This window comes from Mangrovimonas aestuarii, assembly GCF_028767185.1.
In the GTDB taxonomy this organism is placed as follows: Bacteria; Bacteroidota; Bacteroidia; order Flavobacteriales; family Flavobacteriaceae; genus Mangrovimonas_B; species Mangrovimonas_B aestuarii.
This window is the reverse complement of the sequence record NZ_JARACK010000002.1, coordinates 381,834-400,188: the sequence shown is the minus strand read 5'-3', so window position 1 is coordinate 400,188 and position 18,355 is coordinate 381,834. Positions and strand designations below refer to the sequence as shown.

The 18,355-nt window shown below is 35.4% G+C and carries 19 protein-coding genes; 10 read left to right on the top strand and 9 right to left on the bottom strand.

Features of this window, described 5'->3' with window-relative positions; translation table 11 throughout:
- Nucleotides 1-127 precede the first annotated feature (127 nt).
- Nucleotides 128-937, top strand: coding sequence for a T9SS type A sorting domain-containing protein (locus tag PWU04_RS04700; RefSeq protein ID WP_274474662.1), 810 nt, complete (start codon nucleotides 128-130; stop codon nucleotides 935-937).
- A gap of 246 nt (nucleotides 938-1,183) precedes the next feature.
- On the opposite strand, the gene PWU04_RS04695 is transcribed toward PWU04_RS04700, so the two are convergent.
- Entirely contained in the window at nucleotides 1,184-1,459 is a 276-nt protein-coding gene (locus PWU04_RS04695) for an SRPBCC family protein (RefSeq protein WP_274474661.1), read from the bottom strand.
- Between the two features lie 93 nt (nucleotides 1,460-1,552).
- Entirely contained in the window at nucleotides 1,553-2,923 is a 1,371-nt protein-coding gene (gene hisS, locus PWU04_RS04690; RefSeq protein ID WP_274474660.1) for a histidine--tRNA ligase, read from the bottom strand.
- A 131-nt stretch (nucleotides 2,924-3,054) separates the two neighbouring features.
- On the opposite strand from hisS, the gene PWU04_RS04685 reads away from it, so the two are divergent.
- Nucleotides 3,055-4,296 (top strand): ABC transporter permease, encoded by a 1,242-nt coding sequence (locus PWU04_RS04685; RefSeq protein ID WP_274474658.1) that lies wholly within the window; start codon nucleotides 3,055-3,057, stop codon nucleotides 4,294-4,296.
- 12 nt (nucleotides 4,297-4,308) lie between these two features.
- Here PWU04_RS04685 and PWU04_RS04680 read toward each other — a convergent pair whose 3' ends face one another.
- Nucleotides 4,309-4,767, bottom strand: a complete 459-nt coding sequence (locus tag PWU04_RS04680; RefSeq protein WP_274474678.1) for an Lrp/AsnC family transcriptional regulator — start codon at nucleotides 4,765-4,767, stop codon at nucleotides 4,309-4,311.
- Between the two features lie 334 nt (nucleotides 4,768-5,101).
- On the opposite strand from PWU04_RS04680, the gene PWU04_RS04675 reads away from it, so the two are divergent.
- From PWU04_RS04675 to PWU04_RS04660, 4 genes are all read left to right on the top strand, one after another.
- Nucleotides 5,102-6,283 (top strand): porin, encoded by a 1,182-nt coding sequence (locus PWU04_RS04675; RefSeq protein ID WP_274474657.1) that lies wholly within the window; start codon nucleotides 5,102-5,104, stop codon nucleotides 6,281-6,283.
- Between the two features lie 347 nt (nucleotides 6,284-6,630).
- Nucleotides 6,631-7,713, top strand: a complete 1,083-nt coding sequence (locus PWU04_RS04670) for a flavin-containing monooxygenase (RefSeq protein ID WP_274474656.1) — start codon at nucleotides 6,631-6,633, stop codon at nucleotides 7,711-7,713.
- Nucleotides 7,714-7,731: 18 nt separating this feature from the next.
- On the top strand, nucleotides 7,732-9,048 hold the full coding sequence (locus PWU04_RS04665; protein WP_274474655.1) for a trans-sulfuration enzyme family protein: 1,317 nt from the start codon (nucleotides 7,732-7,734) through the stop codon (nucleotides 9,046-9,048).
- Nucleotides 9,032-9,571, top strand: a complete 540-nt coding sequence (locus PWU04_RS04660; RefSeq protein ID WP_274474654.1) for an OsmC family protein — start codon at nucleotides 9,032-9,034, stop codon at nucleotides 9,569-9,571. Before PWU04_RS04665 ends, PWU04_RS04660 begins: the two co-directional genes overlap by 17 nt.
- Nucleotides 9,572-9,615: 44 nt before the next feature.
- On the opposite strand, the gene PWU04_RS04655 is transcribed toward PWU04_RS04660, so the two are convergent.
- The 3 genes from PWU04_RS04655 to PWU04_RS04645 all read right to left on the bottom strand — a co-directional run bounded on the left by PWU04_RS04655 (nucleotide 9,616) and on the right by PWU04_RS04645 (nucleotide 12,313).
- Complete coding sequence (locus PWU04_RS04655; protein WP_274474652.1) at nucleotides 9,616-10,371, bottom strand: hypothetical protein; 756 nt, start codon at nucleotides 10,369-10,371, stop codon at nucleotides 9,616-9,618.
- 194 nt (nucleotides 10,372-10,565) lie between these two features.
- Entirely contained in the window at nucleotides 10,566-11,300 is a 735-nt protein-coding gene (locus PWU04_RS04650) for a hypothetical protein (RefSeq protein WP_274474651.1), read from the bottom strand.
- A 260-nt stretch (nucleotides 11,301-11,560) separates the two neighbouring features.
- Nucleotides 11,561-12,313: a hypothetical protein gene (locus PWU04_RS04645; RefSeq protein WP_274474650.1), complete on the bottom strand. Its 753-nt coding sequence runs from the start codon at nucleotides 12,311-12,313 to the stop codon at nucleotides 11,561-11,563.
- A 361-nt stretch (nucleotides 12,314-12,674) separates the two neighbouring features.
- Between PWU04_RS04645 and nhaC the strand changes: the two genes are divergently transcribed.
- The 4 genes from nhaC to PWU04_RS04625 all read left to right on the top strand — a co-directional run bounded on the left by nhaC (nucleotide 12,675) and on the right by PWU04_RS04625 (nucleotide 15,558).
- Complete coding sequence (gene nhaC / locus PWU04_RS04640) at nucleotides 12,675-14,156, top strand: Na+/H+ antiporter NhaC (protein ID WP_274474649.1); 1,482 nt, start codon at nucleotides 12,675-12,677, stop codon at nucleotides 14,154-14,156.
- 141 nt (nucleotides 14,157-14,297) lie between these two features.
- Nucleotides 14,298-14,936, top strand: a complete 639-nt coding sequence (locus tag PWU04_RS04635; RefSeq protein ID WP_274474648.1) for a peroxiredoxin — start codon at nucleotides 14,298-14,300, stop codon at nucleotides 14,934-14,936.
- Nucleotides 14,937-15,005: 69 nt separating this feature from the next.
- The gene (locus tag PWU04_RS04630; protein ID WP_274474647.1) at nucleotides 15,006-15,320 is read left to right on the top strand and encodes a thioredoxin family protein; all 315 of its coding nucleotides are present in this window, start codon (nucleotides 15,006-15,008) and stop codon (nucleotides 15,318-15,320) included.
- Nucleotides 15,301-15,558 (top strand): DUF6952 family protein, encoded by a 258-nt coding sequence (locus PWU04_RS04625; protein WP_274474646.1) that lies wholly within the window; start codon nucleotides 15,301-15,303, stop codon nucleotides 15,556-15,558. Before PWU04_RS04630 ends, PWU04_RS04625 begins: the two co-directional genes overlap by 20 nt.
- Nucleotides 15,559-15,661: 103 nt before the next feature.
- Here PWU04_RS04625 and PWU04_RS04620 read toward each other — a convergent pair whose 3' ends face one another.
- The 3 genes from PWU04_RS04620 to PWU04_RS04610 all read right to left on the bottom strand — a co-directional run bounded on the left by PWU04_RS04620 (nucleotide 15,662) and on the right by PWU04_RS04610 (nucleotide 18,227).
- On the bottom strand, nucleotides 15,662-16,033 hold the full coding sequence (locus PWU04_RS04620) for a DUF4242 domain-containing protein (RefSeq protein ID WP_274474645.1): 372 nt from the start codon (nucleotides 16,031-16,033) through the stop codon (nucleotides 15,662-15,664).
- A gap of 80 nt (nucleotides 16,034-16,113) precedes the next feature.
- Nucleotides 16,114-17,652: a YifB family Mg chelatase-like AAA ATPase gene (locus PWU04_RS04615; protein WP_274474644.1), complete on the bottom strand. Its 1,539-nt coding sequence runs from the start codon at nucleotides 17,650-17,652 to the stop codon at nucleotides 16,114-16,116.
- Nucleotides 17,653-17,861: 209 nt separating this feature from the next.
- Nucleotides 17,862-18,227, bottom strand: a complete 366-nt coding sequence (locus PWU04_RS04610; protein ID WP_274474643.1) for a hypothetical protein — start codon at nucleotides 18,225-18,227, stop codon at nucleotides 17,862-17,864.
- Nucleotides 18,228-18,355: the final 128 nt, after the last annotated feature.

Here is an 18,355-nt window from a genome sequence, read left to right as displayed (position 1 = left end):
CGCTTTTTTATTACAATAAATTCGTAAGTCATCTGATTTTTAGCACATTTCATGGTTTATTTTTAAAATTTTTCACCTATTTTCGCCGCATATCGAAATCGAATAATATTAAATTAACTATTTAACTATGAAGCGAATAACTAGTCTTAGCCTCGGATTGTTTTCAATATTATTTATCAATCTTATGGCATGTCTAGCCCCTATTCAAGCTCAAACTTCCTCAAACGTTATACAGAGAATACGTATTAACTGTACTACACCACAAGGTTACGTAAGACAACTCCTTTTGGCATTCATCCCTAATAATGGTGCTACTGATGGTTTTGATTATGGATATGATGCTCTAAACATGGATGACTTCCCTGATGATATTAATTGGATGATTGGTGAAGATCGCTATGTCATTCAAGGTGTTGGAAATTTTAATAGTACAAAACAATATCCATTGGGCCTATTTCTCACTAACTCTGGAAATATTTCTATTTCATTAAATAGTCTGGAAAACTTTGACACCCCCATAGATCTATATATTTATGACTCTGAATTAGATATTTACACCCAAATAAACGATACAGATTTTATAACAAATATTGCTAATGGTGACTTCACCAATCGTTTCTATCTAACTTTTATTAACGATTCAAATTCATCATCGCCAAACGATAATACTCTAGGTGTTGATGATACATATCAAAATAAACAATTGGAACTAAAATATAATTCAATAACCAAACAATTAATTCTGAACACCAATTCACATGAACATAAAATTCAGTCCGTTACGGTATTTAATCTATCTGGTAAGAAATTAATATCGAAACAATTGAACGAGAAATGTGAAGCTACTATCCATCTTAATTCAATACTTTCATCACCTATTATTTTACAAATAGCAACCAATAAAGGTACTACAACTAAAAAAGTAATAGTAAATTAGGTAAGTGCCTTAAACCTTTACTGAATATTGATGAAAGCCTTGTATTCTTAATAGCGCTTTTCTTTTTTTTATATTTTTCATTTAAGAATTTTCGAAAAGATTTTTAATTATACTTAAAGCCTTGGGAAATGTTTTCTCCATGTAACCCATAAAATCATCCACAACATCTACTTTAACTGTAAGCTTAGTGTTCCCTAGCTCCTTTAGTAAATAGGTTTCTTTGGCCCCACTCCATTGCTGTGTTTTTTATGTTTCTGGCAAATCCTTAAAGTTCTTAACTTCCCCCAAATGCTTAAATACCATTTTCTTATTTACCTCCACTTCATCAATCACACTGTACATACCACCTCCTTTAGGCCCTAAAAAATGAATCTTACTACCTTTTAACAAGTCCTCTGCTAGATAATAAGATCCTTCCATGAAAACCGAAGTCCACTTCTTGTAGCTGTGCTTATTCCAAAGGATATTCCATATTGTTTCTGGAATTGCTTTGATTTGTGTTGAAAAAGTCAATGTATCCATCCTGAAAATTTTACTTTCAAATTACAAAATCATTCTTAATAGAAACCAAAAAGCACCCTAAAAGGGTGCTTTCGAGTAACAAGAAACTATATTCTATTTGATTCTTTCCAATAACTCATCCAAATTCAATGTAAACTGCTCTCCGTTCTCCATATCCTTCAAAGTATATTGACCATTAACCATTTCTTGCTCACCTACCAATACCACATAAGGGATATTACGTTTGTTAGCATGGTTCATTTGCTTTTTCATTTTAGTAGCATCTGGATATAATTCCGCTTGAATTCCCTGAGCCCTTAATTGCTTGACAGCTTTTAAACTATATAGACCTTCGACATCGCCAAAATTGATAAAAAGTACATCAATACTTTTAGCAACTGTTTCAGGGAAAAGGTTCAACTCTTCCAAAACCAAATAAATACGATCCAATCCAAAACTAATGCCTACCCCACTCATGTTCTTAAGGCCAAAAATACCTGTAAGGTCGTCATAACGACCACCTCCACCAATAGATCCCATCTGAACTGAATCTGGTGCAGCAACTTCAAAAATAGCTCCAGTATAATAATTCAACCCTCTAGCTAACGTGACGTCCAACTGAAGAGTAGATGTTTCAAGGCCAAGTTCTGATATGGCTTTATCAATAAAAGAAAGTTCTTCAATTCCCTTATTCCCTTCTTCTGAATTTTCCAAAATAGATTTTAAACCCTCTATTTGAGACTCAAAACTTCCTTTTAATTCAAACAGAGGTTGCAATTTATCAATCCCCTCTTGAGTAATACCTTTGGACAACATTTCTTCTTTAACCTTCTCCTCACCAATCTTGTCCAATTTATCCAAGGCCACCGTAAAGTCAATTAATTTATCCTGAGCACCAATAACCTCGGCAATACCAGAAAGTATTTTACGGTTGTTTATTTTTATGGTTGTGCCTTTCAAATTTAGGGCTGTAAATACAGCATCGTATAACTGAACAAACTCTACTTCCTGCCACAATGAAGTTGAACCAACCACATCGGCATCACATTGGTAAAACTCCCGAAAACGCCCTTTTTGAGGTCGATCGGCACGCCATACAGGTTGCATTTGATAACGCTTGAAAGGAAACTCAATTTCATTTTGATGTTGCACTACATAACGAGCAAACGGAACAGTTAAATCATAACGCAATGCTTTTTCAGAAATTGAAGGAGTCATTTTTGCAGCATCTCTATTAGCATAAACATCATCCTTTACCTTCTTTAAAAAATCCCCAGAATTCAAAATTTTAAAAATCAAGCGATCACCTTCTTCTCCATATTTCCCCATAAGAGTTTCGTAGTTTTCAAAACTGGGCGTTTCAATAGGCTGAAATCCATAGATTTCGAACGTATGTTGAATAACATTAAATATGTAGTTGCGTTTAGCTACCTGCTCTGGTGAAAAATCTCTGGTTCCTTTTGGTATACTTGGTTTTTGTGCCATAAGTGCTCTGTATTTAGGCACAAATATCTTAATTTTTGGTGGCTTGATAAAAGTTATTTCAATTTTATAGTAACTTTAGTTCCATTTTTAAGTCCTATATAAAACCTGTAGTAATCTTCTAAATCCTATTTATGTTTTCACTTGTTCGGGAAAATATCAAAATTGCTTTTGGAGCTATTAAAAGTCAACTGTTGAGAACCATTTTAACCGTTCTGATAATTGCAATTGGAATAACAGCCCTTGTAGGAATTCTGAGTGCGGTATCTGCTTTAGAAAACACCATTTCCAGTGATTTCTCATCAATGGGGGCTAACACATTTAATATTCAACGATACGAATTTAGAACACAACGACATGGTGGTGGAGAACGCCAAAAAATAAATCCCATAATTAGCTATCGACAGGTTAAGGAATTTGAGGAAGGCTATGATTTTCCATTTACCAAAACAGCTGTTTCGTTTACCGGAACTTCAATGGCCGAAGTAAAATACGAAAGTGAAAAGACAGATCCTGAAGTAACTGTTATTGGTGCTAATGAACATTTTATTGCCAACTCTGGTCTTAATTTAGACAATGGCCGTGGTCTAAACTACTTTGACATCATTAACAATAATAATGTTTGTGTAATTGGTAGTGATCTAAAAAATGTATTTTTCTCTGATCTTAATCCAATTGATAAAACTATTAGTGTTCGCGGTGTTAAGTTTAAAGTTATAGGAACTCTAGAAGAAAAAGGCTCTACATTCGGGAATAATCAAGATTTACGAATGATAGTACCCATTGGTATTGCACGTTCTATTTTTACAAGTCCAAATATAAACTATAGCCTTAGTATTAAAGTAGACAAAAAAGACATGCTGGAAGGCGCTCAAGATGAAGCTACAGCATTGTTTAGAAATATTCGAAAACTTAATCCTGTAGAAGAAAACAACTTTGGATTGGAGCGCAGTGACGATTTGATTAACCGCATAGGTAACATTACGCAATATTTATATATTGCCGCATGGGTCATAAGCATTATTACCATTTTTGGATCATCAATAGCTCTTATGAATATTATGATGGTATCGGTAACAGAACGCACCCGTGAAATTGGAGTAAGAAAAGCTTTGGGTGCCAAACGCCGAACCATTGCATTTCAGTTTTTTATGGAAACTATTATCATTGGACAATTTGGTGGAATATTAGGTATCCTTTTGGGAGTACTTATTGGCCTAGGAGTATCATCGGCTTTAGATTTTAAATTTGCCATTCCTTGGCTAGCCATGTTCAGTGCCTTTACAACTGCCTTTGCTGTAGCCATTGTTTCAGGATTATTTCCTGCCGTTAAGGCAGCAAAACTTGACCCCATTGAATCATTACGCTACGAATAAGACACTTAGCTTTTAGATAGTAATTGCGGTAGTATGCTTTACATCGTTAATAACAAACATACTGTGTGTACTACCTATGTGACTTATAGTAGTAAGTTTGGTTACCATAAACTCTCGGTAAGCATCTATATCCTTTAGATATAACTTTAGAATATAATCGTAGTCACCCGAAACATGATAACACTCTAGCACTTCATCTAATTTTACCACCTCTGCTTCGAAAGTGGTTAGGTATTCCTTAGTGTGTTGCACCAATTTAATATGACAAAGCACAACAAACCCCTTATCTACTGCCTTGTTATTAACTAAAGCCACATACTTATTGATTACACCTTGTTTTTCCAATCTTTTGATACGCTCGTAAACTGCCGTAACTGACATATCTATTTTTAAAGCCAACTCTTTTGTCGTCTGTTTAGAGTCCTCCTGTAATAGCTTTAGAATTTTCTTATCTATTTCATCTAACTTTATCATTATCTAAATTTTTTCATATATTACAAATATAACTCTAAAAAAAATCACTAAAACGGATTATTATTCTTCTCTATCTTTTTTCGTTAAAAAAATCATACAAAAGCAACTAATATTACACAAGGCTTTAAGTTACACTCAATATAGTCATAGTAAGTTTTTAAATTCGAGATGTTTAACACTTCGTCTAATTTTACTATCTTTATTAAGCCTCTATATCTTCTAATTGCCCCATTATATTCCTCTGACTTTATCAACCTAAAGAAAACCTCCCCATCTCATAATTTAAACTTACTTTCTTTAAGTGTATAATTAGTAATCTCTTGATTAATAGATGTATCAAATCTTAAAAAAATATAGTTTACTTTTCTTCTTGAGATTATCGGTAATCACCATAATTACGGTGATATCCTTTAGCAACAAATTATATTCTCAACAAAAACAAACAGACTCCATCAAAATTGAATTCAAGCCTTATTCAAGTTTTAGAGGCCACTTGGCTTATTACAATGATGAAATAGAAATACAGGAAAATGCATCACGAATTGGTTTTGATTTAGCTGTTTTAAAGGAAAAAACCAGATTTTTTGTTAGGGTAAATCTAGGCGTTAACCTCTTTAAAGGCCCCGTTCAATTTAACGTTGATGCAAATACCAATAGTGGTTTTTTAACTGTACGAGACGAACAAAGTAGGCAAGTATTTACCAGTAGATTAGGATATTTAGGCATAGAGTTTGAAAAATATGGTATTCTTAGCATAGGAAAACAATGGAGTGTTTATTATGATGTTAGTGGGTATACGGATTGGTTTAACGTTTTTGGAGGGCAGGGTAGCGCCACCTATGTAGCTCAATCTGATGGTGGAGATTCAGGTACAGGTCGTGCCAACCAAGCCATTATACACCGTTTTTCATGGTGGAAACTAGCTTTTGGCTCTCAACTAATCTTCAATAACACCATCAACAATAATTTAATTGACGGCTTTGGATTTAGCCTTCAATTCAAACCAATTGAAGGACTAAGTATTGGATCTGCATTTATAAAACGAAACTTAGCAGACCCTGCCGAAGAATTAGTACTGGGGCTAAATGGTGATTCCCAGTATTGGACAGTTGGAGCCTCTTTTATGAATGACAAGTTGGAACTAGGTTTTGTATACGCAAATCAAAAGAATGGCGACTACACAGAAACCGTTGTTCAATCTGAACTGGTGAGTGCCGTTTTCGATGCAGAAGGCATTGAATTTTATGCTAAATTCAAAAAACCAAAATACTCCATCCTAGCGGGTTATAATTACTATGATCCGAAGGTATCAGACCTTCCCATTGATTCAGAGTATAACATCAAATACTTTATTCTTGGAGCTGAATACAAACCCATTGGCCTTACCACAATTTATGGGGAGTTCAGACTTTCTGATTCAGTTGATCAATTCGGTATATCGGATTTTAATGTACTAACACTAGGATTACGTTTTGAACTTCATAGAAATATTAACGGTTTTATTAAAATATAGATACCATCATATACCGATAATTAATCTTAAAAACTAATATTCAACGCCTGTAAACCTTTGTCTATTATTCTTTAAAAAACAACCATCCGTACGCCAGTGAAACTTCTTATGCTACAACCTTTGACATATCTAATTCAATATATACACGCTTTCGATTTATTTACTGATCAGGTCTCATCCAAGAATATAATCATTTTGAATATTTTTCTGTTTATACCTTTACTTTAAGTCATAAATAGATAATTCATCTACAAAATTTACTTTATTAGGAAATATTGCCCAATAAAACACCTACCCATTGATTATATTACTATAATACTTCATATTTGCATGTATAACACCTATATATGAAGGATTTTATAATTATTGGAGCCGGTCAGGCTGGACTTTCAATGGCTTATTACCTAAAGCAATTGAATGTTAACTACCTAATTGTTGACGCTAATTCCGAAACAGGAGCACCTTGGCTTAAACGATGGGATTCCCTAAAGCTGTTTACTCCATCGGAATTCAACAACCTTCCAGGAATGGACTGCCCACTACCAAAGGGATATTACGCCAATAAATATGAAGTAGCCAATTATTTGAAATCTTATGTAGATAAGTTTGAAATCCCAATTGATTTCAACCAGAAAATAACCTCTATGAAAAAAATTGAGGATTATTTTGTTTTGGAAAGCGAAACAAAGACATATAAAGCCATGAACGTGGTTATTGCTACCGGACCTTTCCACACTCCTTTTACACCAGCATGCCATACAAAAATCTCTAAAAAAATATATCAGATTCACAGTGAGAACTACAAAAACCCAAACCAATTACAGGATGGTGAAACTTTAGTTGTTGGAGCTGGAGATTCTGGGGTACAGATTTTGGAAGAAATAGCCAATACAGGCAGAAAGGTATATTTTTCAGGAAACACCAATCTATCTACAATCCCTCAAGAGTTTTTGGGAAAAACACTTTGGTGGTGGTTTGATAAAATTGGAGTTCTTCGCGTTAATAAATACTCTTGGATAGGTAAGAAACTAAGTAAGGGGATCCAACCTATTATCGGCACGGATGTTAAATCACTTCTTAAAAAGGACAATGTGGTTTGTGTAGGCAGAACAATTGACGCCAACCAAGAACATATTACATTCGAAAAAACCACAATTAATTCAATAAAAAATATTGTTTGGGCGACAGGATTTAAACCCAACTTCAATTGGATAGAAGGCATTGAGTTGGATCAAGACCAATATCCAAAAAACTTCAGAGGAGTAAGCAACATGCAAGGCCTTTACTTCATAGGCTTGCCATGGCTGTATACAAGAGGATCTGCTACATTGGGTGGAGTTAAAATAGACGCTCAATACTTATCGAATTATATAAAAACACATAAAAGAGAACGTACACATAAAGAAAAACAATTAGAAATGGTGATGTAATTATACGCTTAACATAAGATGAAAAAGAGTTATCAAAACCTCGGGCACAAGAGAGCTCAGGGCGATATCTGGTTTAACGATTTGCAACGTAAACGCAGTATTGGCCCCTCTCTGGGTTCAGATCGCTATCAGGAGTATAGCGAGTCTACCAAATCTGTCCATGCCGGACAGTACGATGACCCCAACACAGGAGCTGTTGGTACCCCAATATTTCAATGTTCAACCTTTTACCTAAATGCCGAGACATATGAGGCCATTGAAGAAGGGCGTGGTCGTGACGAGATGATCTACACCCGATACGGTAACCCTTCACAATGGAGCGTTCAGGAGAAACTATCGGCATTGGAAAATGCAGAAAGTTCAATTGTATTCTCATCGGGAATGGCTGCCATCTCATCTACCCTTTTGGCAATTCTTGAAAAAGGAAGTCACATTGTGTCTTCAAGAGATATCTACGGAGGAACATATAATTTTCTGTATGAGGATTTAACACGTTACGGCATGTCAGTAACTTTTACCTCACCTACAGATTTAAAGGAAATTGAAGCCGCAATTCAGGAGAACACAAAAATCCTTTATTTTGAAGCTCTTACCAATCCACTATTAAAATTAGCTCCTATTGAAGAGTTAGTTGCTTTAGGTAAAAAATACAATCTAAGGGTAATAATAGACAACACTTTCTTAACTCCATACAATTTAAAGCCTTTGGATTTAGGTGTGGATTTGGTTGTTAACTCAGCAACAAAATATCTAAACGGTCACTCAGATTTAATCGGAGGAACAGTATCTGGATCACGAAAACTAGTTGATCGAATTTGGCCGCAAATGCTTAAAAACGGTGGCTCTATGGATCCGCATGCCTGTTTCCTTTTGGAGCGAAGCTTAAAGACATTTGCTCTTCGCATGCGTGCTCATAACCACAATGCCCTGACTTTGGCCACTTACTTTGAAAATCATCCAAATGTTGTCCGTGTATACTACCCAGGATTGGAATCTCACGACCAGCATGAATTGGCACATCATCTACTTAAAGGAAGATATTCTGGGATGATTAGTTTTGAGGTTGAAGGCGGTGATAAAAATGCCCACGCACTTCTAGAATACTTAAAACTTCCTAAAGAAGCTACTAGCCTTGGAGGTGTAGAAAGTTTGGTTTCGCTGCCATACAATACTTCTCAAGCATCGTTGACAAAAGAACAACAAAAAGCCATTGGTATTAACGACGGATTGATACGATTGTCCGTTGGCGTTGAAGATATCGATGATTTAATTTCCGATTTTGAACAAGCCTTTACAACCGTTTATAAAGAATTTACCTATGCTGAACAATATTAATATTGCTGGATTGAGCGAATACGCTAACGAAGTAAAAGAATGTCCTACAGAAGCACGTGCCTCTTATGGTGTTGTGTTACACTGGGAAAGTGGTACCAAAACTACCGTAAATACCAAAAATATGGTATTGGGTAACCATAAACTGGTAAGGGATTTTCAATTCACCATTGATGAACCTTCTCAATTGCTGGGCATTAACTGCGCCCCAAACCCAGCGGAATACATGCTTGGTGGTATGGCTGGCTGTATGGCTGTAACTTTTATGGCTGGCGCAACAGCTATGAACATTCAAATAGATAAACTTCAATTAGAAATTGATGGTGAACTGGATCTTCATGGCTTTTTAGGTCTTAACGAAGAAGCCAATCCCGGTTTCCCTGAACTAAAGTTCATTTTCCATGTAAAAGGAAACGGAACTGAAGAACAATACCAAAAACTCATGGAGCGCGTTACCAAACACTCTCCTAACTTCAACACTATTAAAAATGAAGTTAGAATAATTGGTGAGCTCACCCAAGTTTAACACGCTACAATAAAAAAGCTTTCTAAAAAAACGGAAAGCTTTTTTTAATTCATCTTTTCAATAGTCAAATTGGTCATATTGGAATATAATATTAAATCTGGTCCACCAGAAGGAGTGGTATTAGTTTTACTAGCGCCTAAATAATAAGTTTGGTTAGCCTCTAACTGAATGATTTTCGATACATGAACACTAGACAATTCGTTATGTTCCAATTTTCCTTTTACTTGGGTTCCTGTAATTTTATTTGTGTTCTTAGAGAGATAAAACTCCACTTGACCAGGCCCCGAATTTGAATTTTTAGTATAAGTGATGGTAAAGGTTACTTTATACACTCCGGTTTCTGTGGGTTGGATACCATAATTTGAGCCTATAGTAATTAGATTAACTGTTGAACTATAATAACCTTCAGCTGGAATAGGCAATAAAACATCGGTATATTGGTCTAATGTTAGTGTTTCATCTTCATCAAAACTAACTTCCCCATAAGGTCTGGGATCTTCATTAGATGTTTCTCCCAAGGCATTCCATTGATTATCCTTCCAAAAATAGAATCCCTCGTTTAGCTCGGTATTATTAACGGTATTATATACCAACAAACCATTGGCAGGGTCCGTAACTGGAGTACTTTGATCCAGAAAAGAAAGAGCCATCCTTGGAATCAAAATACCAGTAGAATCACTTTGAATATCTAAAATAGAAGAAGCATCTGGAGAGGTTGTACCTATTCCTACTTGAGAAAAAATAAAAGGGCACCATAACAAAGCACCTAGGGAAAGCATATGCTTAAAATATGTTTTCATGGTTAATAGTAGATTAATAAGTTAGGGGATTACTAACTTAGAAAAAACCTACAAACGAAACAAATTATTTGTAGTATTTTTATTTCACTTGTTTCGTTTTATCTTATAAAAAATCATATAATCTAAACCAGAAAAATAAAAAAGCTCCAATGAATTATTGGAGCTCTGTTACTTAATGTAATTATTTATATGGTTTAATTGGCATTTATATATTCAACTGAAAGTACAGCGGAAGAGCCAATAATTGAAATATATCCATTTCCTGCATTTGCACCCAAACTCAATGTTTCTCCAGCATCTAAGTGCATTATTTTTGACATTGATACACTTCCTTTATTAATATTTCCCCTTTCCAACATTAGATAAGAATGACTACCTGCTATTGGACCTGAGGAAGTTGTAAGATAAAAACTAAGCTCACTACCAGTACTACTATTTCCATCAGATGAATGGCTTACCGAAGCACAGTATACCAATCTGTAAGTACCACTTGTTGTAATACTAAAACTGTTACCAGTTACAGTAACACCTTGACTAGCATTAATTTCATTCAATATTACAGTATTTATTCCGGTCGATAACACCTGATTAGCAGAAGAATATATTTCACCATAACTTTTGAATTCTTCTGAAGTTGAGTTTAATCTTTCCCAATCACTTCCATCATAAAAATAAAATCCGGGTGTAACATCTGAAACAGATTCTGTATTATATACCATTAATCCTGTTGCCGGTGATGAAATAGTAGAAATATCATTTGTACCAGCTAAAGAAACTCTTGGCATTAAAAAACCAGAGTTACTACTTTGAATATCCAGCATTGCAGATGCGTCTGGATCTGTTGTACCGATTCCAACTTGGGCGTAGATCGGGTTTAGGCATGACGAAGCACCTAAAGTAAGGGCAATCCCTAAGGCTCTTTTGAACATTTTGTATTTAGTTAACGGTTATTAGCATGGCTAAATTATTTTAAAGCGAACTCTCCTACAATTGTTTTGGATGTAATTATATCAATAAACGACAAACAACATATTTAATATTACCTCCTTAGATATACGCCAAAAATTACCGATAAAAAACAGTAACACTTAAAAGATTGAAGTTCATTTAAAAACTATTCGATACATCGAAACAAAAAAACCTAGGAGTATCATCCCAGGGTTCTATAGATAAAATGATGCTTATTGTACTAGTCGGCATCTATAAGTTCGATTGATAGTCTTGCAGAGTCGCTGAAAATATCAAATTCAGCACCATTAGAAATATCAGCCTCTAAATAAATTTGATTATCTGCATCCAAATGCACTATTTTTGATACAGATACAGTCCCTATACTTAATTCTTCAACAGGGGGGCCACTTCCATCTGGGGTAAGCTCAATAAAAGCCCTACTACCAGCTAAAACACTATTACCAGGATTTTTCTTTTTCAAAAAAAACTCTACACTCTCAACATCACTTCCTATGTTTTCAACCGAAATATTATAGGTTATTCTGTAAACACCATCAATACTTACTTGTATATAATTACCTCCCACAGTTGTATTAAGGGATACTTCTGTTTGATTAAAATTAATAAAGCCATCACTATCTAGAGCGGGACTACCTGACTGGTAAACTTCACAATAACTCAAAACTTCATCTGAAGGCGACAACATTTTCTCCCATTCTGTTCCATTAAAAAAATAAAAACCAGCAACAACATCTGATACGGTAGCGGTATTATAAACCATAAGTCCTGTTGATGGAGATGTTATCGTAGACACATCGTCCGTTCCCGTTAAAGTAACCCTAGGAATCAATAATCCTGAATTGCTACTTTCAATATCTAACATTGCCGAAGCGTCTGGGGCTGTTGTACCAATTCCAACTTGTGCATATAGTTGGGTTAAACAAAAAAAGGCACCTACAGTTAAGATGCATCTTAGAGCTCTTTTTATCATTTAGCGTTAATTTAATTATCAGTTAATCCTACGTACAATAGTATTTTATAATATTCCTTATTACAACAGTTTTTGATGAACCCTGTTTTAAAATCGACAAACAACAAAACATGTAAGACAGTTATAGATTAGAGTTTAAAATCACATACAATTCGCTTTAGACCAATGGAATATATCATCGATAAATCACATCAAATGCTTTCGGTATCACTATTTGCATAGCTTTGGATAATGTTGTAACATTACGGCTTATTTATAACTAACGTTTTCGTCTATGAAAAATAGCATTATAGCTTATTGTCTTAAATAGCTTTAGTGGAATTGCCAATATCATAAGACCGAAACAAACATTTCTCTACCAATGAAAAACCAAAATAGCTCTTCCGATGATCTTAATATACCACACATCTCAGAAAACAAGGAATTGAATATTTGGGAGGCACTTGTTCCGGTGATCGCTTTGGTAACAATGTTATTTTACAATGTTTATGTTTTTGGTGATGACGCATTAAGTGGAAGTAATCAATTTATTCTTTTATTAGGTGCTGCAGTTGCAGCCATAGTTGGTTTTTTCAATAAAGTATCCTACAGCGACATGCTCGATGAAGTTGCTGAGAATATAAAATCAACCTCAGGCGCTTTATTAATTCTTCTTATGGTTGGTGCATTGGCTGGAACTTGGCTTATAAGTGGTATCATACCAACAATGATCTATTATGGGCTACAATTATTAAATCCTACCATATTCCTTGCCGCTTGTGTAGTAATTTGTGCCATCATCTCTATTGCAACTGGAAGTAGCTGGACCACATCTGCAACTGTTGGTATCGCATTAATCGGTATTGGAAACACACTGGGGATTTCTTCAGGGATGGCTGCTGGTGCAGTTATATCAGGAGCCTATTTTGGAGATAAGATGTCCCCTCTTAGTGATACTACAAACTTAGCTCCTGCCATGGCTGGTGGGGACTTGTTCAGTCATATTCGTTATATGGCATTCACTACCATCCCTACAATCACCATAACACTTATATTCTTTATAATAATGGGATTCACTATTGAAACTCATGGAACTCCAGACATTACAGACAAACTGCAAGCCATTGATCAGGCTTTTAATATTTCACCTTGGCTGTTTTTGGTTCCTGTTGTTGTTATAGCAATGATTGTGAAAAAGACGTCTCCTCTAATCGCTCTTTTAATAGGAACACTCCTTGGAGGTGTAGCTGCAATAATCGCACAACCAGAGATTGTCATGAACATAGCAGAAGCTAGCAAATTAAACTTCCGCTCTGCTTATGTTGGTGTAATGAATGCTATTACCGTTGATACTTCTGTAGAAACGACCAGCAAAGAGCTCAATGACCTATTTTCTTCTGGAGGAATGAGCGGCATGTTAGGTACCATTTGGCTTATTATCTGTGCTATGGTTTTTGGTGGTGTTATGGATGCTATTGGTGCATTATCACGTATCAGCAAGGCCTTGCTAAGTCTAGCGTCATCTACTTTCGGCCTGTTTTCAAGTACCGTTGCAAGCTGTTTAGCACTGAATGTTACTGCATCTGACCAATATTTGGCAATTGTTGTTCCTGGTAAAATGTTTAAACAAGCTTACGAGGATAAAGGACTTGCTCCAGAAAACCTGAGTAGAACCTTAGAAGATTCGGGTACGGTAACCTCGGTTTTAGTACCTTGGAATACATGTGGTGCTTACCAAAGCGGTGTTTTAGGAGTACCGGTTGCAGATTATTTCTTCTATGCTGTTTTCAACTGGTTAAGTCCGTTTATGACTTTATTGTTTGCTGCTTTTTCAATTAAAATAAAGCAACTCGCTTCAAAATAGACTTTGCTTATCCTTTGAAAAAGTTACCATAACGAATTCTTATCGTGAAATAAGAAATTAAAATTCATTTACTGTGCCAGCCCAAAGCTGTGTTTTATATTTGTGCCGTTAAAAATTATTAACTGATAAAACATAAATCTTATGGCATTTGTAGGAAAAAAATTTCCAAGTTTAAATGTTGACGCCATGAACGAAATGGGCGACACTTTTAAATTAAACGTTCTTGAAGAAGCAATCAACAACAAGAAAAAAGTACTTTTATTTTGGTATCCAAAAGACTTTACTTTTGTTTGCCCAACTGAATTGCACGCATTTCAAGAAGCCTTAAAAGAATTCGAAAAAAGAAACACTATAGTAATCGGTGCGTCTTGTGATACTCCAGAAGTACACTTTGCTTGGTTAAACACTGCTAAAGATAATGGTGGTATTGAAGGTGTAACTTATCCATTACTTGCAGACTCTAACAGAAACTTAGCTTCTACACTTGGTATCCTAGATATTACTAACGAAACATACAACGAAGAAACTGGAGTTGTAACTGTAGAAGGAGATAACGTAACTTATAGAGCGACTTACCTTATCGATGAAGAAGGAACTGTATTCCACGAAGGAATCAACCACATGCCAGTAGGTCGTAACGTGAATGAGTTTTTACGTTTAATCGACGCTTATTCTCACGTTCAAAACCACGGTGAGGTTTGTCCAGCAAACTGGGAAGAAGGTAAAGACGCTATGAACGCTAACCGTGATGGTGTAGCGAACTATTTAGCTTCTCACTAAAATTATATTTCACTTTCGGGAGCCTAACTCCCGAAAGTGTTTTTTTAATCTTCATTTTAATCAAAAAACATGATACAAGAATTAGAACAAGATAACTTACAGGAAATCGTATCTGGAAACGATACAGTTGTAGTACAATATTCTGCTACTTGGTGTGGTAATTGCCGAATCATGAAGCCTAAGTTCAAGAAGCTAGCAACAGAAAACGAAAACATGAAGTTCGTAATTGTCGATGCAGAAAAGTTTCCAGATTCTAGACAATTAGCTACAGTAGATAATCTGCCTACTTTCGCAATCTTCAAAAACGGAAGTTTTGTAAATCAGGTTCAGACCAATAAGTTTGATTCTTTAAAAGACTTAGTCAATGAAGTTACCAGTAATTAAGCACCTTACTCAATTTATTGAAGACAATGACGAAGATTTCGTTATTGAAACCATAGAAACCCTTGAAGCATTAACTGAAGTTCCTTCCCTTAAATATGAAGAATTGGATGTTATAGGAGAACTTATTTCCAATATGTATGGTGCTTTAGAGGTAAACAAAATGGTAAAAGAAGGTACTCCAAAAAAAGAAGCCCTAAACAATTTCATGCAACGTGTTTTAGGGTCAATTGACAAATAATCTTAGTTAATAAATCTACTTAAGCCGGCTAGTAGAAATTTATAACATCGTGAAAAATAAAGCCAACCTATATGGCTGGCCTTAACATTTTGGGGAGAAACTTTTAATCTTTAGCAGTCTCAGGACTAATTACAACAGCAACTTCTTCTACCGAGTTAGCCGGGAATCCCCCTTTTTTAGCATGCTCTAAAACCAATTCCTTGCTTTCTGCCTGATATACACAGTATACTTTATCATTAGTAACATAGCTGTGCATCCAAACTATTTTCGGGCCCATTTTATCCAAAACAGCACAGGAAGTTTTGGAAATATTTTTTAACTCCTCCTCTGTTAAGTCCCCTGCACCTGGAATACTTCTTTCTATAACATAAGTTTTCATTTCGGGAGCTGAGTTTTCGGACTTAGAATTTGACTGGGAAAAAGTACTCCCTGAAACAAAAAACAAGAGAATAACAAACAATTGAATCGTTTTCATAATATGTATTTTATGGTTAATAAATATTGAATTTAGTAAAAAACTGACAAACAGGTAATTAAAAAAAACTAAAAGAGAAATTACCCTAACCATCCTTCCCTATCTAAACTTCTATACTGAATAGCCTCACTTATGTGAGCACCATTAATTTGCTCTGTAGCTTCCAAATCAGCTATCGTTCTGGCTACTTTTAGAATTCTATCGTAAGCCCGTGCTGAAAGATTCAAACGTTCCATAGCGGTTTTTAGCAGTTCTTTCGATGCTTCATCCAACTTACAGTATTCCCTAATTTGTTTTGTGCTCATTTGAGCGTTATAATGTACAGTTTCAAAAACTTCAAAACGTCTAGTTTGACGTTTACGTGCTTCTGTAACCCGTTTTCTTATTTCATTTGAAGGTTCTCCTCTTCTATCGTCTGAAAGTTTTTCAAAAGGCACTGGTGTTACTTCAATATGTATATCAATACGATCCAGCAAAGGCCCAGAAACCCTACTCAGATACCTTTGCATTTCTGCCGGTGATGATGTCACTGGAGAATCACCATCATTAAAATACCCACTAGGACTGGGATTCATACTAGCTACTAGCATAAATGAGGAAGGATAAGTAACCGTAAATTTTGCTCTGGAAATTGTTACATCTCTATCCTCCAACGGTTGGCGCATTACTTCCAGTACCGTTCGTTTAAATTCCGGGAGTTCATCCAAGAACAATACCCCATTATGTGCCAATGAAATTTCACCTGGCTGCGGATACGTTCCGCCTCCAACCAAGGCAACATCCGAAATTGTATGATGAGGAGACCTAAAAGGCCGTTGAGCCAATAAACCACCATGTTCCTTAACCCTGCCAACTACAGAATGTATTTTAGTAGTCTCTAATGCCTCATGCAAAGTCATTGGTGGTAAAATACTGGGAAGCCGCTTTGCCAACATGGTCTTTCCCGCACCAGGCGGACCAATAAGAATAATGTTATGCCCACCTGCTGCTGCAATTTCCATACAACGCTTAATACTTTCCTGTCCTTTTACATCAGCAAAATCAAATTCAGGTGTATCCAAATGTTTTTGAAATTCATCTCTAGTATCAATGATAATTTGATTCAATGGAACTCCATTATCAAAATAGTCGATAACCTGACTAATATTCTCTATACCATAAACCTCAAGTTGGTCAACAATTGCAGCCTCTTTAGCATTTTGAGCAGGTAGAATAAATCCCTTAAAACCTTCTTCTCTTGCCTTAATAGCAATTGGCAAAGCTCCTTTTATAGGCTGTAAACTGCCATCTAAAGACAATTCGCCCATAATTACATATTCTTCTATACTTCCAGCTTTAATTTGACCGGAAGCAGCCAAAATTCCCATAGCGAGTGTAAGGTCATAGGCACTCCCCTCTTTTCGCAAGTCGGCTGGTGCCATATTCAAGGTTATTTTCTTGCCAGGAATTTTATAGCCATTATTCTTTAAAGCTGCTGCTATACGGTAGTTACTTTCCCTTATGGCATTATCTGGCAAACCAACTAAATGATAGCCTATTCCCTTATCGATGTTAACCTCGATTGTAATCGTGGTTGCCTCGACTCCAAAAACAGCGCTACCATAAACCTTGTTGAGCATAATATAGATTTAACTACTTAAATGTAAGAAAATTATAAACAAGTAGGGAATCAGTTTTATTTTTCCCATCCGAAATGCGCTTCAAAATTTTCACAATAAATTGATTAAAAATTTTTCCTGCGCACAAGCCATATAAAGAGCTTTAGAAAAATTTGATCTCAAAAAAAGAGGGTAAATAACCCTCCTAAAAATTAAATATAAAAACTAATTTATAGCTCCAAAGTAGCTTTAAATTGATTATCGCACTCATCCATGCAAGTTTTAATACTTTCCATTTTACTATGGTATTCATCCCAACAAGATTGCTCCTTTGTCTTACTGGCTTTAATTCCTTCTACTATACACTCATAATCAAGGGTGCCATCTTCTCCTCTACAATCACTTTCATCAAAATCACTCAATTCCAAGCATCGGTATAACTCAGTCTCATATTGAATTGATTTTTCTCGACATTCTTCATGGCATTTTTGAGCATCTGAAAAGGCGCTAGATACACCTTCCTTTGTAATACCATCTCCACAACTTGCAAAAAGAAATAGGGCAATAAGAATTTTTGTGATTTTAAAAGTCTTCATCGTATTTAAGTATTGGTTAACACATTAAAATTAAGAAAGTTACACTAAACCAACAAGATAACACCCAATAAACCTTTATTCATTTCCATATTATAATATGACAGAAAACTGGTCTTTTTTTTTTTACT